The sequence below is a fragment of the Pollutimonas bauzanensis genome (assembly GCF_900129885.1).
Lineage (GTDB): Bacteria > Pseudomonadota > Gammaproteobacteria > Burkholderiales > Burkholderiaceae_B > Pollutimonas > Pollutimonas bauzanensis.
In genome coordinates, this window is record NZ_FQXE01000008.1 from 99,675 (window position 1) to 117,920 (window position 18,246).

General features: G+C 64.1%; 17 protein-coding genes. 6 read left to right on the forward strand and 11 right to left on the reverse strand.

The genetic code is table 11. The annotated features are described in order from the left end of the window. Window positions 1–31: 31 nt before the first annotated feature. Window positions 32–2,287, forward strand: coding sequence for a cyanophycin metabolism-associated ABC transporter (locus BUB23_RS15475; RefSeq protein ID WP_073104334.1), 2,256 nt, complete (start codon window positions 32–34; stop codon window positions 2,285–2,287). Further along, window positions 2,284–2,775 (forward strand): cyanophycin metabolism-associated DUF1854 family protein, encoded by a 492-nt coding sequence (locus BUB23_RS15480; RefSeq protein WP_245801292.1) that lies wholly within the window; start codon window positions 2,284–2,286, stop codon window positions 2,773–2,775. Before BUB23_RS15475 ends, BUB23_RS15480 begins: the two co-directional genes overlap by 4 nt. A gap of 2 nt (window positions 2,776–2,777) precedes the next feature. Here the strand turns inward: BUB23_RS15480 and BUB23_RS15485 are convergent, their stop codons facing one another. Beyond that, the gene (locus tag BUB23_RS15485) at window positions 2,778–3,923 is read right to left on the reverse strand and encodes a hypothetical protein (RefSeq protein WP_073104335.1); all 1,146 of its coding nucleotides are present in this window, start codon (window positions 3,921–3,923) and stop codon (window positions 2,778–2,780) included. Window positions 3,924–4,165: 242 nt separating this feature from the next. Here BUB23_RS15485 and BUB23_RS15490 point away from each other — a divergent pair, with 242 nt between their 5' ends. Then, the gene (locus BUB23_RS15490) at window positions 4,166–5,473 is read left to right on the forward strand and encodes an acyl-CoA thioesterase/bile acid-CoA:amino acid N-acyltransferase family protein (protein ID WP_073104337.1); all 1,308 of its coding nucleotides are present in this window, start codon (window positions 4,166–4,168) and stop codon (window positions 5,471–5,473) included. Here the strand turns inward: BUB23_RS15490 and BUB23_RS15495 are convergent. Genes BUB23_RS15495 through BUB23_RS15540 form a run of 10 tightly spaced genes read right to left on the reverse strand, consistent with a single transcriptional unit; the run spans window position 5,466 to window position 14,735 of the window. Then, window positions 5,466–6,458 (reverse strand): ABC transporter substrate-binding protein, encoded by a 993-nt coding sequence (locus tag BUB23_RS15495; protein WP_073104338.1) that lies wholly within the window; start codon window positions 6,456–6,458, stop codon window positions 5,466–5,468. The genes BUB23_RS15490 and BUB23_RS15495 overlap by 8 nt on opposite strands. Before the next feature lie 43 nt (window positions 6,459–6,501). Next, window positions 6,502–7,599 carry an ABC transporter substrate-binding protein gene (locus BUB23_RS15500; RefSeq protein ID WP_073104340.1) on the reverse strand — a complete coding sequence of 366 codons (1,098 nt, stop codon included), beginning with the start codon at window positions 7,597–7,599 and terminating at the stop codon, window positions 6,502–6,504. Window positions 7,600–7,638: 39 nt separating this feature from the next. After that, window positions 7,639–8,421: an ABC transporter permease gene (locus BUB23_RS15505; protein WP_073104341.1), complete on the reverse strand. Its 783-nt coding sequence runs from the start codon at window positions 8,419–8,421 to the stop codon at window positions 7,639–7,641. A 6-nt stretch (window positions 8,422–8,427) separates the two neighbouring features. Continuing rightward, window positions 8,428–9,228 carry an ABC transporter ATP-binding protein gene (locus tag BUB23_RS15510; RefSeq protein WP_143161002.1) on the reverse strand — a complete coding sequence of 267 codons (801 nt, stop codon included), beginning with the start codon at window positions 9,226–9,228 and terminating at the stop codon, window positions 8,428–8,430. After that, a complete protein-coding gene (locus BUB23_RS15515) occupies window positions 9,225–10,757 on the reverse strand; it encodes a class I adenylate-forming enzyme family protein (protein ID WP_073104342.1) in 1,533 nt (510 codons plus the stop codon). Before BUB23_RS15515 ends, BUB23_RS15510 begins: the two co-directional genes overlap by 4 nt. Further along, window positions 10,738–11,601: a VOC family protein gene (locus BUB23_RS15520; protein WP_073104344.1), complete on the reverse strand. Its 864-nt coding sequence runs from the start codon at window positions 11,599–11,601 to the stop codon at window positions 10,738–10,740. The genes BUB23_RS15515 and BUB23_RS15520 overlap by 20 nt, the downstream gene beginning before the upstream one ends. A 2-nt stretch (window positions 11,602–11,603) precedes the next feature. Beyond that, window positions 11,604–12,035, reverse strand: a complete 432-nt coding sequence (locus BUB23_RS15525; protein ID WP_073104345.1) for a PaaI family thioesterase — start codon at window positions 12,033–12,035, stop codon at window positions 11,604–11,606. 26 nt (window positions 12,036–12,061) lie between these two features. Next, window positions 12,062–13,066: a zinc-binding dehydrogenase gene (locus tag BUB23_RS15530; protein ID WP_218599032.1), complete on the reverse strand. Its 1,005-nt coding sequence runs from the start codon at window positions 13,064–13,066 to the stop codon at window positions 12,062–12,064. Between the two features lie 54 nt (window positions 13,067–13,120). Next, window positions 13,121–13,912, reverse strand: coding sequence for an ABC transporter permease (locus BUB23_RS15535; protein WP_073104348.1), 792 nt, complete (start codon window positions 13,910–13,912; stop codon window positions 13,121–13,123). Window positions 13,913–13,928: 16 nt separating this feature from the next. Then, on the reverse strand, window positions 13,929–14,735 hold the full coding sequence (locus BUB23_RS15540) for an ABC transporter ATP-binding protein (RefSeq protein WP_073104349.1): 807 nt from the start codon (window positions 14,733–14,735) through the stop codon (window positions 13,929–13,931). A gap of 302 nt (window positions 14,736–15,037) precedes the next feature. On the opposite strand from BUB23_RS15540, the gene BUB23_RS15545 reads away from it, so the two are divergent. Genes BUB23_RS15545 through BUB23_RS15555 form a run of 3 tightly spaced genes read left to right on the forward strand, consistent with a single transcriptional unit; the run spans window position 15,038 to window position 18,240 of the window. Next, window positions 15,038–15,844 carry a GntR family transcriptional regulator gene (locus BUB23_RS15545; RefSeq protein WP_073104351.1) on the forward strand — a complete coding sequence of 269 codons (807 nt, stop codon included), beginning with the start codon at window positions 15,038–15,040 and terminating at the stop codon, window positions 15,842–15,844. Further along, entirely contained in the window at window positions 15,837–17,030 is a 1,194-nt protein-coding gene (locus BUB23_RS15550; protein ID WP_073104352.1) for a CaiB/BaiF CoA transferase family protein, read from the forward strand. The genes BUB23_RS15545 and BUB23_RS15550 overlap by 8 nt, the downstream gene beginning before the upstream one ends. A gap of 49 nt (window positions 17,031–17,079) precedes the next feature. Then, the gene (locus BUB23_RS15555) at window positions 17,080–18,240 is read left to right on the forward strand and encodes an acyl-CoA dehydrogenase family protein (RefSeq protein ID WP_073104354.1); all 1,161 of its coding nucleotides are present in this window, start codon (window positions 17,080–17,082) and stop codon (window positions 18,238–18,240) included. Window positions 18,241–18,246: the final 6 nt, after the last annotated feature.

The window sequence follows — 18,246 nt, forward strand, 5'->3', positions numbered from 1 at the left end:
ACCCTACTTGGCGACACGTCACGCGGAACCAATGAAAACAGAAACAATTGATACTGGCTACGTCGCTGACGACTTGCCGGACTCTTGGCGCGCGTCCCTGGCCGACCGGCTTTCCGAGCGGGAAATCGTGATTTCCTGGCTGATGATAGACCTGGACGCCCATTTGCGTTATGCCAGCGGCCTGCTCGTGGTCACCGACCGCCAATTGCTGGCCAAGGGCGCGGGGGATGCCGAATGGCAGGCATGGTCGTTTCGGCCAGGGCTGGCCTTGCGCCACCACGATCACGCCGGCGTCGGCACGCTGGAGCTGCGCGACAGCCATGCGCGGCTGGCCGTCTGGCGCTATACCCTGGGCCACCATGCGGCTGCCTTGCACTGGATCGCCTGCTTCGAACGCCAGCGCGACCTGAAGCTCGGCCTGGCCCCCCCGCCCGCGCGCGAGCCCGAGCCGCATCCGGAGGGCGCCGCGCAAGTGCAGTCGCCCCCTTCCACCTGGGCGCTGCTGCGCCTGTGGCGCTTCGCCAAACCCTACCGCCTGCTACTGTTGACCGGTTTTCTGCTGACGCTGGCCTCCACCGCGGCGGCCCTGGTCGCGCCCTACCTGACCATGCCCTTGATGGACAAGGTGCTGATCCCCTTCCAGAACGGCGTGCCCATCGATTGGCGGCTGGTCCAGATCTACCTGGGCGCCCTGCTCGGGTCCTCGCTGCTGGCCTGGCTGCTGGGCTGGGGACGCACCTATATTCTTGCCTGGGTCAGCGAACGGATAGGCGCCGATCTGCGCACCAGCACCTATGAACACCTGCAGAAGCTGTCCCTGCAATATTACGGCGGCAAGCGCACCGGCGACCTGATCGCGCGCATCGGCTCGGAATCCGACCGCATCTGCGTCTTCCTGTCGCTGCACCTGCTCGATTTCGCCACCGATGTGCTGATGATCGTGATGACGGCCGCTATCCTGATCTCCATCAACCCATGGCTGGCGGTGGTGACCCTGATACCCCTGCCCTTCATCGCCTGGCTGATCCACCTGGTGCGCGACCGCTTGCGGCGCGGCTTCGAAAAGGTGGACCGCATCTGGTCGGAAATCACCAATGTGCTGGCCGACACCATTCCCGGCATCCGCGTCGTCAAGGCCTTCGCCCAGGAACGGCGCGAAGTGGCGCGGTTCCGCGAAGCCAATAATCGCAATCTGGCGGTCAATGACCGGGTCAACCGGATATGGTCGCTGTTTTCCCCCACGGTGACCCTGCTGACCGAAATCGGACTGCTGATAGTGTGGGCCTTCGGCATCTGGCTGGTGTCGTACAACGAGATCACCGTCGGGGTGCTGACCGCCTTCCTGACCTATATCAGCCGCTTCTACCTGCGGCTCGATTCCATGAGCCGCATCGTTTCGTTCACGCAGAAAGCCGCGGCGGGCGCCAAGCGCATCTTCGACATCCTTGACCATGTGTCCAGCGTGCCCGAGCCCGCCAGGCCGGTGCACATCGAGCATGTGCAGGGGCGCATCGAACTGCGCAACGTCGGTTTCCGCTACGGCAACCGCGCCGTCATGCGCGGCATCGACCTGGACATCGCGCCCGGCGAGATGATAGGTTTGGTCGGGCACAGCGGCTCGGGCAAAAGCACCCTGGTCAACCTGATATGCCGTTTCTACGATGTATCTCAGGGGGCGATACGCCTGGACGGCGTCGACATCCGTTCGCTGTCGATCTCGGAATATCGGCGCAATATCGGCCTGGTGCTGCAAGAGCCTTTCCTGTTCTTCGGCACCATCGCCGAAAACATCGCCTACGGCAAGCCGCAGGCCACGCGGCAGGAAATCATCGCCGCCGCGCGGGCCGCCAACGCCCATGAATTCATCCTGCGCCTGCCCCATGGCTATGACTCCCTGGTCGGCGAGCGCGGCCAGGCTTTGTCCGGCGGCGAACGCCAGCGCATCTCGATCGCCCGCGCGCTGCTGATCGACCCGCCCATACTGATACTCGACGAGGCCACTTCGTCGGTCGATACCGCCACCGAGAAAGAGATCCAGAAAGCGCTGGACAATCTGGTGCGCGGCCGCACGACGATTTCCATCGCCCACCGCTTGAGCACTCTGCGCCAGGCCGACCGGCTGGTGGTGCTCGACAGGGGGGAAATCGTCGAAGTGGGCAAACACGACGAACTGATGGCCCGCAACGGACCCTACTTCCGCCTGCACCAGGCCCAGGTGGCCCAGGCGGAAGCCGGCCCCGGCAACGAGGGCTGGGGCGACGACGACACAGAACGAGGCATAGCATGAAGCAGGCGGCCCAAACAACCATGCACCCGCAGGACTTCCGCCTCAGCCGCGACCCTTACGGCCGCCTGGTGCTGGGAATAGCCGGGCGCGTCTACGATACCATCGTGCCGGTGCGCAGCTTTCCCATTTCGGCTCCGGATGAGGGGATTGCGCTGGTGGGCGCCGACGGCTCGGAGCTGGTGTGGATAGACAGCCTGGCGGATCTGCCCGAGGACATCCGCCGCCTCGTGGAAGATGAACTGGCCAGCCGCGAATTCATGCCTGAAATACGCCGCATCCGGCATGCTTCCAGTTTCGCCACCCCCAGCCGCTGGCAAGTGGAAACCGACCGCGGCGAGGCCGTGCTGCTGCTGAAGGCCGAAGAAGACATCCGCCGGCTTTCGGGGTCGACGCTGCTTATCGCCGATGCCCATGGCGTGCAATACCTGGTGCGCGACGTAGCGGCGCTGGACAAAGCCAGCCGCCGCATGCTGGACCACTTTTTATAGGCTCAGCCGGGAAAGACCAGTTCGCAGGTGCCGGGGCGCACGCGCCGCGCGCACTCGCGTGTGGTGTCCACGCAGCCGCCGTCGCGATAGACGCCGCCGGGGTCGCGCAGCCGCAGCATGCGGCCGACGATGCGTTCGACTTCGGCCGGATCCCGCAGCGACTGCGCCACGCGCTCGTCCACGACGTCGTCATCCACCTGCAGCTTGCCGTCGCCGTTGCGATACGTCGCATTGCGCCAATGGAACAGTTCCACGCATTTCGAGATCAGGGTGAAGGGCTGGTCGCGCTTCCAGAAATTGGTGAAAAGCCCATCGCCCAGGTAGAACACCCAGGAGCCCTCGTAGCCTTCGACGTTGGACGAATGCTCGTCGGGATTGCGGAACCAGAGCCGGTCGCCCGGCACGTAGTATTTGGGCGGCAAGGGCTCGCTCATGGACCCGTACTCGTACAGGAACACATCGTGGAACTGCCCCGACATGATGGCGCGGGTTTCCCATTGCCGCTGCAGCTCGGCCAGGACGCGCGGGTTGCAGCGGGCCAGTTCCTGGGCGATGCTCAGCAGGATCACGTATTCGGTCGCCCTATAGCAGGAAAACGAATACAGCTTGCCGGAACGTTCGGGCTGGGTGGTTTTCTGCAAAGCCTCGATCAGCGGCTTGCCGGGCTTGAGCGTAAAGCCGCGGGCAAGATCGTAAACCCAGTAATCCTCGGGCCGCTCGGCATGTTCGGTGTCGAAAGCCAGCGCCGTCCTGCGCGCGTTCCGGACAATATTCTTGCGCACGCTGACGGCCGACATCAGCTCGTCGCAGGAAGGAAATACGAAAGGGACCGGGCTGGCCAGCATGGCCAGCAATATTTCGCGCTCGAGATCGTCGGGCAGGCCATGCGTGTCCAGCTCCAGCTTCCGGCACAGCTGCGTCGTGTCGAAACCGGGCGTCAAGTCGCGCGCGAAGGCGTCGGTGGCGGTGAAGCAGGTAAACCTCCCGCCGTCGCCGCCACCCTCGCTGCTTTGCGCATGGCGGTCCAGGCCAAGGTATTCCAGGCGCTCCTGAAAGCGATCCTGCCCGGCCCCGCCGTCGTGTTGTGTTTCATCGGAAAGCTGGATGCCGCAAAGGCGCAGTTCGGCGGGGTGATTTACCACGTTCATCGGTGAACTCTTCTCTGGAAGCTGCGGGTATCGGTCGACAGGGTAGCGCAATATTACCCCGAAACTTATGCATTTTGCGCCGGAGTTCTTGCCTTGCGGCCGCAATTTCCGGGCGGCGCCCTGCGCGCCATGCGCTCCGGCTTCCTGCCTGGCGGCATACGCTTATAAGTGAAAAATCTTGGACAGCGCCCGGCTATCGCTTTAAGTTGGAAAGCTTTATAACGCATTCAAGAGTCGCCAGCATGTCCGCCACGCTCAGCATAAGCCCCGCATCGGATCTCATCGATGCGCCCCGCCGCATCATTCTGTCGGGATTCACGCCCGGCTCGCTCGTCGAGATCAGCGCCCGCAGCCGCACGAATGACCAGGCCACCTGGGGCAGCCGGGCCGTATTCCAGGCGCATCCCGACGGCACCATAGACCTGGACCGCGATGCGCCGCTGCAAGGCGACTACGAAGGCGCGGCCTCGCAAGGCTTGATCTGGTCGCAAAAATTGCTTACGCCCCCCGCGCCGGCCGGCGCCCCCGGCCAGGACCTCGTGGCGCCCATTTCGATCGCCGTGGAGGCTCGCGGCGAGCCTGGGGAAAGCGCAAGGGCCACGCTGGAACAGCGCTATGCCGCCGAAGGCGTGCGGCGCCTGGAGCTCGAACAGGACGGAATGGTCGGCACGCTTTTCACACCTCCCGGGCCAGGCCCTCATCCCGCCATTGTCTACCTGAACGGCTCCGGCGGAGGCATCAATGAGGCCAATGCCGCCTTGCTGGCATCGCATGGCTATGCGGCGCTCGCCCTCGGGTATTTCGGCGCCCCCGGCCTGCCCAGCCATATTTCCGGCACGCCGCTGGAATATTTCGGCAAGGCCTTGCGATGGCTGCGCGCCCAAGTACAGCCCGCGGGCGGCTTCGTCGCCGTCAGCGGCCAATCGCGCGGCGGCGAACTGTCCCTGCTGCTGGGCGCGACTTTTCCCGATCTGGTGTCCGCCGTCATCGCCTACGTGCCCAGTTCGGTCGTGCATGGCGTCCTGGCCGCCGGCAGGCCCGAAGAAGGCCGCTATGCGCCTGCCTGGACGCTCGCGGGCGAGCCCCTTGCCACCGTATGGGAGGACAATCCCGCCCTGGCGAGCTGGGCCGCCATAGACGGTTCGCCGGAGCCGCGCCGGCAGGCGCAAGCTTTCGTCGATGCGCAGAACAACCCGGCCGCCGTGGCGCGCGCCCGCATTCCGGTGGAAAACATACGCGGCCCGGTGCTGCTGATCTCCGGCGGCGACGATGGGTTCTGGCCGTCCTCGGACTATGCGCGCCAGATAGCGGAACAATTGCGGGAAAACGGCCACCCCCATCCTGTCGAGCACCTGGATTACCCCCAGGCGGGCCATTCCATCCAGCCGCCGCACGTCCCCACGACATTCATCGCCAAGGCCCACCCCGTGTCAGGCGTGGTGCTCACCGCAGGGGGAACGCCGGCCGCCAATGCGCTGGCCAATGCCGACTCCTGGAAAAACGTCCTGCGCTTTCTTGACCATGCCGCAAAAGCCAGCCTGACTACTTGATCTTGAGCGACTGTTCGTAAGGCTTGCTGTCGAGCGCGCTGTCCGGCAAGTCGCCCTTGAGGACGCCGCTTTCCTTGAAAAGCGCGAACATGCGCTTGAGGGTTTCCCGGTCGGCCTCGGTGAACGAAACACGATAGTTCTCATCCCACAAGTCAGCGTAGACTTTCGCCGCGTCATCGGGAAGGTTCGCCGCCTTCTTCACGGCGGCAACGACGCCTTGCGGATTCGCCCGGCCATACTCCAGCGCTTTGCGCAAGGCGACGATGGCCTTGGCGGCGAGCTCGGGGTTCTTGTCCAGCCAGTCAGTGCGCACGACGCCGATAGCGTTGTACGGGACACTATCGCTTTTCGTCAGCTTGCGCCATTCATCGGCAAAAGTTCCCAGCGACCTGACCTTCAAATCCTTGAGCTGGGCGATGGTCACATTGCGCAATGCCGCCGCATCGACTTCCTTTTGCGCCAGGAACTGCACCAGCCGGGGTTCGTTGCCGGGCACCAGCGAAAAATCGCCGCTGCCGATGCCGTAGTTCAGGTTCAATATTGCGCCGGCTATGGCCGCCGTGGAGCTGCCCGCCGGCGACATGGCGATCTTCTTGCCGCGCAATTCGCTCAAGGACTTGATGGGCGAATCCTCCGGCACCACGAACTCGACGTTGGCCGGCTGGGTCGCAAGAATGATCTTCACGGGAACGCCATCGGAGGCCAGGCTGAACGAACCCGCCGCGGGCGAACCGAAGGCCAGGTCTATGGCGTTGGCGGCAATGGCCCGCGTGGTGCCGTTGACGTCCGAGAAATGGACATATTCCACATCCAGGCCCTGGTCCTTGAAAAAGCTGCCGGCTTCGACCACCGACCCGTAGCCCAGGGTCAGGCCGCTGGGCCAATAGCCCACGCGGATCTTCTCGGCATGCGCCGCCGTGGCCTGCACCGCTCCGAACAACAGGGCCGCTACGGCGAAGGGCTTGAAAAATCCGGATATAGTCATAGCGATACTCCAAGGAAAAAATGGGGGGGAAATTCACGCGGGCTCATTGAGCCGCCTTGGCGCGGGCCTGCACTTGCGCCACATCGAATTTGGCAAACTCGGGAACCAGGCTGTTGTCGAAGATCTGGTCCACGGGAATATTCGCGGTATTGAATTCGCCGGACTTGTACATCGCCTCGACAAAATCCCGGATAACGGGCAAGTTGAACTTGCCGAATTCGCGCAGGCTGCCATCGGCATTGCGCAAGGTCCTGTTCATGCGGCGCTTGACCAGGAAAACCGCCTCATCCAGCTGCTTGGCGGCGTCGCCCGTCTTGGGGCGGGATTCGGGCTGCAGGCGCCAGAAAGACTCGACGCACAGCTTGGGATTGGCTTCGCAGGCGATCAGCGCCTTGGTATAGGCGCGGCCGAATCGCGCCAGCAATTGCGGCTGTTCGCGCAAGGTGTCCTGATGCGCGACAAAGCCATTGCTATTCATGTCGCGAAACGTGTCCGGATACGGCAGGCGCCGCAGGGGCGTTCCGCTCAGCTCGAGCATGGCGTGCCAGCTGCTATTGAAATTGAGCGCATCGACGCGCTTTTCCTTCAAGGCCAGGAAGCCCGACCCCAGCACGCCCACGCCCACGATGTCGACATCCTTGCCCGCCGTCAGGCCCTGCTGGCGCAGCAGCGCGCGCGTCGCCGGTATGGTGCCCCAGGTCAAGGCGCCCACACCTATCTTCTTGCCTTTGAGGTCGGCAATGCTGTGGATCGGGCTGTCGGCCAGCACTGCCAGCTCTATTTCGTTGAGCGGAATCGCATTGTAGAAATAGCGCACTGGCAGGGGCGTCTTGCCGGTTTCATAACTGGCCAGCACGGGCTCGGGCAAAGGCAGGCCTATCGTTACCTTGCGCGCCGCCACCTGCGGCAGCATGGCCCCGGCGCCCTGGAACACCACGGTCTTGACCTCTATGCCCTCTTCCTTGAAGAAGCCCAGCTCATTGCCCAGGCCGTATACGCCGCCGCTGTCCACCGTCAAGGGGATGGCCAGCCCCACCGTCACCGTATCCGCCGCCTGCGCGGCAAGGCTGGCGAAGGCGCCAGCGATCAACATCCCCACAAGGCGCAAGCGCGCGCCCGTCGCCACTTTATGTATAAACATCACTTCCCCTTTTCAGGCAGGTATGGACAAATAAGCAACTCAGCTGACCGTGCGCGTTTCCAGACTGCGCGCGGTTTCCCAAAAAACCACCTTGCCGTGCATCCAGCGGATGAACTGCGCCCCTATCACGCCCATCAGCGCCAACAGGAACACCCCCGCGAACATCGTGCTGACATTCATATTCACCGCCGCCGCGCCTATCAGGTAGCCCAGGCCGGCTTCGGATGAAACCAGCTCGCCCACCACGGTGCCTATCAGCGCCAGGGCGATGCCTATCTGCAGCCCCGCGAAAATATCCCCGGCGGCGGCGGGCAGCTTGACATAGCGGAAGAGGTACCAGCGCGTGGCGGAAAAAGCCTTGCATGCGTCGATCAAATCGGGATCGACGCGCCGGATGCCCACGATGGTGTTGACGAACAGGGGGAAAAAGCAGATCAGCACCACCAGCACGACCTTGGAGGCTATGCCGAAACCGAACCAGACCAGGATCAGCGGCGCGAGAGCCACCTTGGGCGTGGCCTGCACGGCCACCAGCAGGGGATACACGAATTTTTCAAAAGTGCGCGATTCCGCCAGCAAGGCGCCGAACAGCAGCGCCAGCGCGCTGCCTATCGCATAGCCTATCAGCGTGGCCGCCAGCGTGTAGCCGATATGGCGCCATATGAGGCCTTCGGCAAACAGCTCGTACAGCGTCCGGGCCACCGCCAGTGGGGTGGGCAGGATATAGTCCGGCATCTGGAAGATCTTTACGGAAAAATGCCAGAGGGCCAGCACCACGAACAAGGTGATGGCGGGGTAGACGATGGAGGTCAGGCGGTGCATGGCGATCTATCCCACAAAATGTTGGCGCAAATGGCGGCATGCCGCGGTAAACGCCGGCTCGGACATGGTGTCCAGCGAGCGCGGCCGCGGCAGATCGACGGCAAAGTTCTCCACGATCCGCCCCGGTCGCGCCGACATGACCAGCACCCGGTCGGAAAGAAAGACGGCCTCCGGAATGCTGTGGGTAATGAACAGCACCGATTTCTTGTCCCGCATCCAGATGCGCTGCAATTCCAGCGTCAATGCTTCGCGCGTCATGGCGTCGAGGGCGGCGAAGGGCTCGTCCATCAATAAAAGCTTGGGGTCGCGCAACAGCATGCGGGCCAGGCCGGCGCGCTGCTGCATGCCGCCGGAAAGCTCCGTGGGATAGTTGTCGGCGAAATCCCTCAAGCCCACCAGATCCAGCAATTCCAGCGCGCGCGATTCCGCCTTGCGCAGATCCCACCCCAGGGTATGCGCCGGCAGCAGCACATTGCCCAGCACCGTTTTCCAGGGCAGCAAGGTCGGCTTCTGGAATGCCACGCCGATATCCTGGCTGGGGCCCTCCACCCGGCGGCCCGCCACGCTGACGCTGCCCGAGCTGGGCGTCAGCAGCCCGGCGGCGACTTTCAGCAAAGTCGATTTGCCGCAGCCCGACGGGCCCAGTATGGTGACGAACTCGCCCGACCCTATGCTGGCGTTCACATCGCGCAAGGCTTCGATGGTGCCGCGGCGCGTGCGGTATACCACCGACAGGTCCTGCACGCCCATCATGCCGGCATCGGGTTGCGCCGCCAGGGCGGGCGCGGCATTCCGGCCCGCTTTCATGCGGCCAACCCGTCGCGTTCCAGCGCCTCGAGCGCGCGCGCCTCGAGCAGCTTTCTGTCGACCTTGCCAGTCGAGGCCAAGGGCAGGGCCGGCACTATCCATACTCGCCGGGGATGCTGGTAGGCCGGCGCGTTGGCCAGCGCATGCGCCTTGACGGCGGCCTCATCCAGCGCCGCCCCCGGGGCGAGCACCACGAAGGCAACCGGCTTGTGCCCTTTGATATCGTCCGGCACGGCGACGACGCAGGCCTGCTGGACGCCGGGCTGCGTTTCCAGGACTTTCTCGACTTCGCCGGGAAAGATGTTTTCCCCGCCGCAGACAAACATATCGTCGTTGCGGCCGACGAAATAGAAGAAGCCGTCCTCATCGCGGCGCAGCACGTCTCCGGTGACGTAGTAGCCGTCATCGGTGATGGCGCCGACGATGTCGGGCCTGTTGTGATAGCCCAGCATGATGCCGGGGCTCCTTAGCTGCAGCACGCCCTGGTCCGCCTCCCGTCCTTGTTCGTCGACCAGGCGGATGTCGACTTGCGGATGCTTGTAGCCTATGGACAGGAAGGGCTGCGCCTTGCCCTCGGGATGAGGCCCGAAGGTCACGGGACCGCCCTCGGTGGTGCCATAGGAATTGATGATCCTGGCATGCGGCATGACGGCCCGTATGGCTTCGAGCAGGGCCGCGCTCGCCGGCGCCGATCCCATGCGGACCACCTGCACCGAAGACAGATCGGCGCTTGCCAATGCCTCTTGCTCGCGCAGCATCATCGCCATCATCGGCGGCACCGAAGTCAGCCAGGTGGCCCGATAGCGGCTGGTGGCATGAATGTAGGCGCGCGCGTTGAACTGCGGCAGCAGCACTATCGTGCTGCCTCCGGCCAGCGCCAGCTGGCACAGGGCCAGGGCGTTCATGTGGTACATCGGCGCGGCCACCAGATAGCGCTGGTCCGCCAGATCCTGGCCGCCCAGTCTTGTCTTGACCACCCATAAATGGCTACGGTGCGACAGCTTCACACCCTTGGGCTTGCCCGTCGAGCCGGAGGTATACAGGAACAGCGCCACGTCCCGCGGGCCCGGCGTCACCGTCGCGAAATCGCCATGGTCCAGCATGGCGTCGAAGCCATCCGCGCCATCGCCGCCGAACTCGACCACCGGCAGGCCGGCCGGCGCATTGGCGCGCCGCTCGCTGTCGCAAAACACCAGCTTCGCGCCGCTGTCGGCAATCACGAAGTCGGACAATGCGCGCGGAAATTTGTAATTCACGGGCACGACCGTAATGCCGGCGCGCAGGGCGCCCATCAGCAGCGCCAGGAATTCGCCGCTGTTGGCCGACAGCACGGCTATCCTGTCGCCCGGCGCCAGTCCGCGCTTGCGCAGGCCCCGCGCCGCGGCCCGCGCAAGCGCATCGAGCTGCCCATAGGTGTAGCGCGTTTCGCGCTGCGCCTCATCCAGCGCAATCAGCGCCAGGCGGTCGGGCGAAACCGAGCGCGGCGCGAGATCGCCCAGATTGACCGCCTCAAAAAGAGTCGTTGCCATCAATGAAATCCAGTAGAGAGTTGAACCCCGTCAGGTGGACGGCGCTGCGCCCTTCCACCTCGCGGTGGCGCACGCCATCGCCCGCCGAGGCCAGGGCGCGGGCGATGGCCCGCGGGTCCCGCAGCCGCAAGCCGATGGCGCCAAAAAAGCTGGATCGGCCCAAGGCGTCGCAGGCCAGGTCGCCGTAGCGGCGCGCGTAATCTTCAGGGCTGGTCACGACGATGGCGTAGCGCGCGCCGCTGATGCGCAGCTCTCCATGTTCCCCCGGCGCGCCGACCGCGCCGCCCGCCACCTGCGCATAGCGCAGGGCGTCATCTTGCGGCCGCTCGCTGACGACCAGCAGGCCGGCCAGGCCGGTGACCGTGTTGGCGTGCGTCTGCCACGGCTCGCGCCAGATCAGTTGCGGCGTCAGATGCTGGCAAAAATACACGCGTCCCGCCGCGAATTGATCGGCCTGGAAGCGCACCGTGCGAAAGCCCGCCTCGAAGCTTGCGCCATCGATCTCGACCGGGCGGGAAAAGGCATGCAGGGGCTGCAGAGCCTCCCCCCTGGCCGTCAAATCCCGGTGCACCGCATCGGCATCGCCGGTGCTGAAAACCAGGCCGTCTATGCCGGCGGGATTGTTCAACACCTCTTCGCGCAGCTTGCCGCCGTCAGTCGGCAAACCGATAAGCTCCAGATAGTCGTCCTGGAACACCATCAAATGGTTGACCGACCCCATGGCATGCCTGCCACGCGGCGTAAGCGTGAAGCCCAGCGCGGCGAACAGCTGCGCCGCGCGATCCGTCGCGAACCTGGTATTGATCACCAGGTGGTCCAGGGGCATGGCCTGCGGGGTCGCCATGGTCAAGCCTGCTTGGGGGGAGTCGTCGCGTAAACGCCGCGCCCGCTGGCCACGAGTTTGCCGGCGCTATCCAGGACCCGCGCTTCGGCGACCGAGAATTGCCCGCCGAACTTGATCACCTTGCCGTGCGCGGTGAGATCGCCGCGGCCCGCGGGACGGTGGTAATCCACCCGCAAGTCGACGGTGGGAACCCCGCGCCCCGTCGACGACACCAGCGCCCAGTCGGCGGTCAAGTCCACCAGCGCCGCCAGGATGCCGCCATGGGTATAGCCGATATCGGGGTTGACCACCCATTCTTCGCGCCATGCGGCGGTCAAGGTGATTTCGCCCTCGCCCACCGACAGCACCTTCAGCCCCAGCCACTGGTGGTAAGGGCCGCGCAGCAGCTTGGCTTGCACTTCGCTCGCGGTGAGCGCTACTTTTGCTTCAGACATATCGAACCTTTATTCCAGAATTGATGTCAGGGGGCGACCACGACCTTGCCCAGGACCGTGCGGTCGGCCAGGGACCGCAAGCCTTGCGCGGCCTGCTCCAGCGGCAGCACCTTGTCGATGATGGGCGCGATGCGGCCTTCGTCGATCAAGGCCAGCAAGGCTTTCAGGTCTTCGTCGTAAAAGCTGTTGGAACCCTTGATATTGATTTCAAAGCTCCATACGTAGCGCAGGTCTTCCTTGGGATCGTGGCCGGCGGTCGCGCCGCAGACCAGCAGGGTTCCGCCGCGCTTGATGCACTTGAGCGAAGGCACCCAGGTATCGCCGCCGGTGAAATTCACGACCACGTCGACGCCGCCCTCGTAGTTGCGTCGCTGCGGCTTGCCGTAAGTCTGAATGGCCCACTTGGAAAAATCGGTTTCTTTATAGTCGACCACATGATCGGCGCCGGCCTGCTTGAGGCGGGCGGTTTTCTCCGCCCCGCTGGCGCAGGCGATCACCTCGGCGCCCAGCAGCTTGGCCAGGACCACCGCCGCCGTGCCCACCCCGCCGCTGGCGCCCAGGATCAGGACCTTGTCGCCGGCCTTGACGGTTTTGTGCGTGATCAGCATGCGGTGCGCCGTGCCATAGGCCACCGGCAGCGCGGCGGCCTGCTCGAACGTCACTTTTTCAGGCATGGCGATAAGCTGCTCGGCGGTCACCAGGCAGTACTCGGCCATGCCGCCGTCCAGCATTTCGCCCATCAGGCCTTTTTGCTTGTTCAGCGGATTCACCAGCACGCGGTCGCCGACCTTCCAGCCGGCGACGCCGGCGCCGATCTCGGCGATCTCGCCGGCCAGGTCCAGCCCTATCACCACGGGCAAAGGCACTTTGATGCCGGGCATGCCCTTGACTGTGAAAACGTCGTGATAGTTGAAGGAGGAAGCGCGCACGCGTATCAGCACATGGCCAGCCGTGACTTCGGGTACCGGCTTGTCGGCAACCAGCGATAGTTGGTCAAAATCGCCGTGCGCATTGAGCACCAGCGCCTTCATAGTTCGAGGCATGGAAAAATCCTTTGATTGTTGAAATGTGAAAATAGAACCGGGCTAGGCCTGGGTTTGACGCCGCCAGCGGAACAGCCGCGCCTCGATGGGCTTGAGGACCGAGAACTCCAGGATCACCATGAGCGCCACCAGGGTGATCGTCCAGGCGAATACCTGGTCGGTTTGCACCAGGTCGGCGGCCTGGCGCAGGCGGTACCCCACCCCATTGGACGAGCCTATCGTCTCGGCCACCAGCGAAACCCGCCATCCGAAGCCGAAGGCCAGCCGCGCTCCCGAGAAGAAATCGGGCAGGATGGTCGGCAGATAAATCTTGCCGATGACTTGCGCGCGGCTCATGCGGAAACTGTGCGCGAGTTCGACCAGATCCGCGCTGACGGTCTGCGTGCCGCGCCAGACATTGGTCAGGATCAGGGGCATGGCGGTCATGAAGACCACGAAAATCGTCGTGCTGTTGGAGATGCCGAACCAGATGAGCGCGAAAATCGCCCATATCGCCGAAGAAATCGTATTGGTGACAGCCAGCACCGGCTCGAAGAAATCCCCCAATGCGCGGTTGCTGCCCAGCACCAGACCCAGCACCGAGCCGAATACCGCGGCCAGCGCGAAGCCGGCAAGCACGCGCCAGAACGTGATGCCCAGATCGAGCCAGAATGAGTCCGTGTGCAGCAGGGACAGCCATGCCTGCCCCACCCTCATGGGACCGGGCAGGACATAGGCGGGCATGCCGCGCGCGGCCAGCGACCATATGCCCAGCAGCAAGGCCACCAGGGCCAGCCGTTTCAATACGGTGGCCGAAACCTTGCGCCATTCGGCGACAGGCGCCTGTATCGTCATGGAATTCGCTATTGCGCTATACCAAGGCGCGCAAGGCCCGCAACTGCTCGCCGACCGCGCGGTCGGCGGGCCGGCGCGGCTGCGGCAGGTCTATAGGCACGATGGCGCGCACGCGGCCGGGCCTGGGATGCAGGACGACGACTTCATCGGCCAGCACCACGGCTTCCTCGATGTCGTGCGTCACGAAGACTATTGTTATGCCGCGCTCTTGCTGCGCCTGAAGCAATTCGGCGTGCATTTGCGCGCGCATTCCCGGGTCGAGCTTGGAAAACGGTTCGTCCAGCAACAGGATGCGCGGCTCTTTGACCAGGCTGCGCGCCAATGCGACGCGGCTGCGCATGCCGCCCGAGAGGGCATTGGGATAAGCATCGTAAAAGCCGACAAGCCCGACGGCCGCCAAAGCCTGCTCGGCGCGTTGCCGGCGTTCGGCCCGTCCGACCCGCTCGGCCTCGAGGCCGAACTCGACGTTTTCGAGCGCCGTGCGCCACGGCAGCAGGCGGTCATCCTGGAATAGATAGCCCACCCGCTTCCAGTCAGTGAAATCGCGGGCGCGTATGCCGTCCAGATAGATGTCGCCCTGATCCGCGGCCAGCAAGCCGGCGATCATGTTCAGCAAGGTGCTCTTGCCGCAGCCCGAGGCGCCCAATATGGCGGTCACCCGGCCGCGCGGCACGGTGAAATTGATGTCGTCCAGCACCCGCAGGGCCGGCGCATCTGCGCGGGCAAAGGTTTTCCCGACCGAGGAAACGCGTATCGCGGTGTCTGCCGCAAGCGCCGCCGCATCGGGCACAGCTGCTGTCGGTAGATCAAATAAGGCGGACATGACGGGCCAATAGGTGAGTAACTTAATAACCGGCAGATATTCCGACGGGGATGCTTATAAGTTTAGTCATCGATAAGCTTAGGTAAAACTATCATTTTTTTATTAGCTTATATGTCAAGAATTAGCGTCGATACTGTCGACGCTTGATCGGCGGAAATCTATTTTCTCCATGTTTCTTGACTTTTATTTTGTTTCATAACACACTTGTACGCACAAGCGGATAAGTAAGGTAAAAACCAATCCAAGCCGCAAGAACGCGCGCCCCGAGGCGGGCGCGCAAAATGAAACAGGAGACAAGGCGCATGTCCAGCCATGCAAAGATTTCCGGAATGGCCAAACATGCGCAGGTGTCCCGCGCATTGCTGGACGACATCGCCCGCGGCAAATATGCCCTGGGCAGCCTGTTGCCTTCCGAGCCGGCGCTGGCGACATCGTTCGGCGTCAGCCGGCAGACCATACGGGCCGCGCTGAGAACCCTGCGCGAGCTGGGCCTGATCGAAGGCCAGCAAGGCATAGGCAGCTTCGTGCGCGCGGCGCAGCCCACCGCCCGTTATGCCTATTCGTTCGACTCGGCGGTGGATTTGCTGCAATACGCCGTCAGCACCAGTGTGGACGTGCTGTCATGTGAAGAAATCGTGCTCAGCGAAGCACAGGCGCTCAGTTTGAAAAGACGGCCAGGCGAGCGCTGGTGGCAGGTGCAGACGGTCAGGAAACCCCTGCAGGACCATGCGCCCATCGCCAGCTCCCGCATCCTCGTGCCCTATGCCTACGGCTCGGTGCTGCAGGATCTGAGCCGCAGCCGCGAACCCATCTTCGCGCTGATACAGCAGCAGATGGGTGAGACCATCACTGAAATCTGGCAGGACATATCGGCCACCAGTGTGAGCGCCGCCGATGCCGCGCTGCTGGGCGTGCCGCCCGGATGTCCCGGTCTGTCCATCGAGCGGCGCTATTTCGGCCGCAATGGCGAACTTTTCGAAGTGTCGCACTCCATCCATCCCGCCGATACATTCAATTATTCGATGCGCGTGCGCCTGGCGCTGCCCGAGCGCGACGCCCCCGCCCCTCACACAGCCGCGGCGCCCACGCCGCCGACACCTCATGTTTAATCAGCTTCTGGCGGGACTGCGCGTCCTGGACCTCACGCAAAATGTCGCCGGCCCATTCTGCACGCAAATCCTGGGCGATTTCGGCGCGCAAGTCATCAAGATCGAACGCCCGGCTGGCGGCGACGACACGCGCAATTGGCGTCCGCCCGAAATAGCCGGCCAGTCGTCCACCTTCATGGCGCTCAACCGCAGCAAGCGCAGCATATGCGTGGACCTGGGCACCGAATCCGGCGCCCAAATCGTCAGGAAGCTGGCGCTTGACGCCGACATCATCGTGCACTCCATGAAGCCTGGCAGCGCCGAGGCCCTGGGCCTGGGGCCGCAACCGCTATGCGCGGCCAATCCGCGCCTGATCTACTGCGCCATCAGCGCCTTTGGCGAAAGCGGGCCATTGGCCCATCTGCCCGGCTACGATCCCCTGATGCAGGCCTTCACGGGGATCATGAGCGTGACCGGCAACGAAGGCGACGATCCGGTGCGCGTGAGCGTCTCCCTGGTGGACATGGGCACGGGCCTGTGGGCGGCGCTGGGCATCTTCGCGGCCATCATGTCGCGCCAGCAGACCGGCCGGGGCGCGCAGGTCAACGCCAGCCTGCTCGAAACCGGCATGTCCTGGATGACGGTGTTTGTCGCCGGCTACCTGGCCTCGGGCGCGCTGCCGCGCAAGCTGGGTTCGGCAATGAGCATGGCCGCGCCCTATGAACTGTTCCGTACTCGGGACGGCCATGTCTTCATCGCCGCCGGCAACGACAGGCTGTTCGGCAAGGTGTGCGAGGCGCTGGGCTGCCCCGGACTGGCCAGCGACCCCCGCTACATCGTCAATTCCGACCGGGTCGTCAACCGCGAGGCCTTGCGCGCCGACCTCGAAGCGCATACCACGCGCATGAGCGCCGCCGATGCCGTGTCCGCCCTGCGCGCCGCGGGCGCCCCGTGCAGCGAATTGAACACCGTCGCGCAGGCCATGGACCACGAGCAAGTACGGACGCTCGGGATGATCGCGGACCTGCCCACCCCCGCCGTCCCCGGCCTCAAGGTCGTGGCCCTGCCCCTGCGGGTGGACGGCGAGCGCGTGGGCAGCATGTCGGCGCCGCCCGGGCTGGGCGCGGATACCGATGCCGTTCTTCAGGAATTGGGAATCAGCGCAGACGAAGTGGCCCGCCTGCGGCGCGAAGGCGTCATCGCCTGACCCCTTATGCAAACCCATCGCGCCAAGCGATGCTTTCAGACAAGAGACCATGAACTTCAATTACTCGGACACCCAGCAGGAAATCCGCAGCGCGGTCGCCGCCCTTTGCGCCAGGTTCGGCGAAGACTACTGGCGCCAGTGCGAAGAGAGCGGCGCCTACCCGGATACCTTTGTGCGAGCGATGACCGAGGCCGGATGGCTGGCCGCCTTGATTCCCGAGGCCTATGGCGGCTCGGGCCTGGCGCTGCTGGACGCCTGCCTCATTCTTGAAGAAATCAATCGATCAGGCGGCAATGGCGCCGCCTGCCATGCGCAGATGTACACCATGGGCTCAGTCTTGCGCCACGGTAGCGAAGCGCAGAAGAACCGCATCCTGCCCCGCATTGCCGATGGCAGCCTGAGCCTGCAGGCCTTTGGCGTCACCGAGCCGGACGCGGGGTCCGACACCTTGCGCATCAAGACCTTTGCGCGGCGGGTGAACGGCGGATACGTGATCAATGGCCAGAAAATCTGGACCTCGCGCTACCTCCAGTCGGATCTCTATCTGCTGATCGCCCGCAGCACGCCCTACGAAGAGGTCAAGAAAAAGACCGACGGCCTGAGCCTGTTTCTGGTGGACATCGAACGCGCCGGGAGCGCTCTGAGGTCCACGCCCATCAAGACCATGCTCAACCATCACACCAACCAGGTGTTCATCGACAACCTCGAGGTCAGCGACGAGGACCGCATCGGCGAAGAAGGCAAAGGCTTTCATTACCTGCTCGATTCGCTGAATGCGGAGCGGCTCCTGGTCGCCAGCGAATCGATAGGCGACGGCAAGTGGTTCGTGAGCAAGGCCTCGCGCTATGCCTCCGAGCGCGTGGTGTTCGACCGGCCCATAGGCGCCAACCAGGGCGTGCAGTTTCCCATCGCCCGGGCCCATATGAACATCGAGGCGGCCGAACTGATGCGCAACCGCGCCGCGACCCTGTTCGATAATGGCGAGCCCTGCGGGCCGGAAGCCACCATGTGCAAATACCTGGCCTCGGAAGCGGGATGGGAAGCCGCCGAGGCGGCCATGACCACCTTCGGCGGCTATGGCGTCGCCGCCGAATATCACATCGAGCGCAAGTGGAAGGAGAGCCGGCTGTTTCGCACCGCTCCCATTTCCAACAATCTGGTCCTGGCGCAGGTCGCCCAACATATTCTCGGCATGCCCAGGTCGTACTGAGGCCGG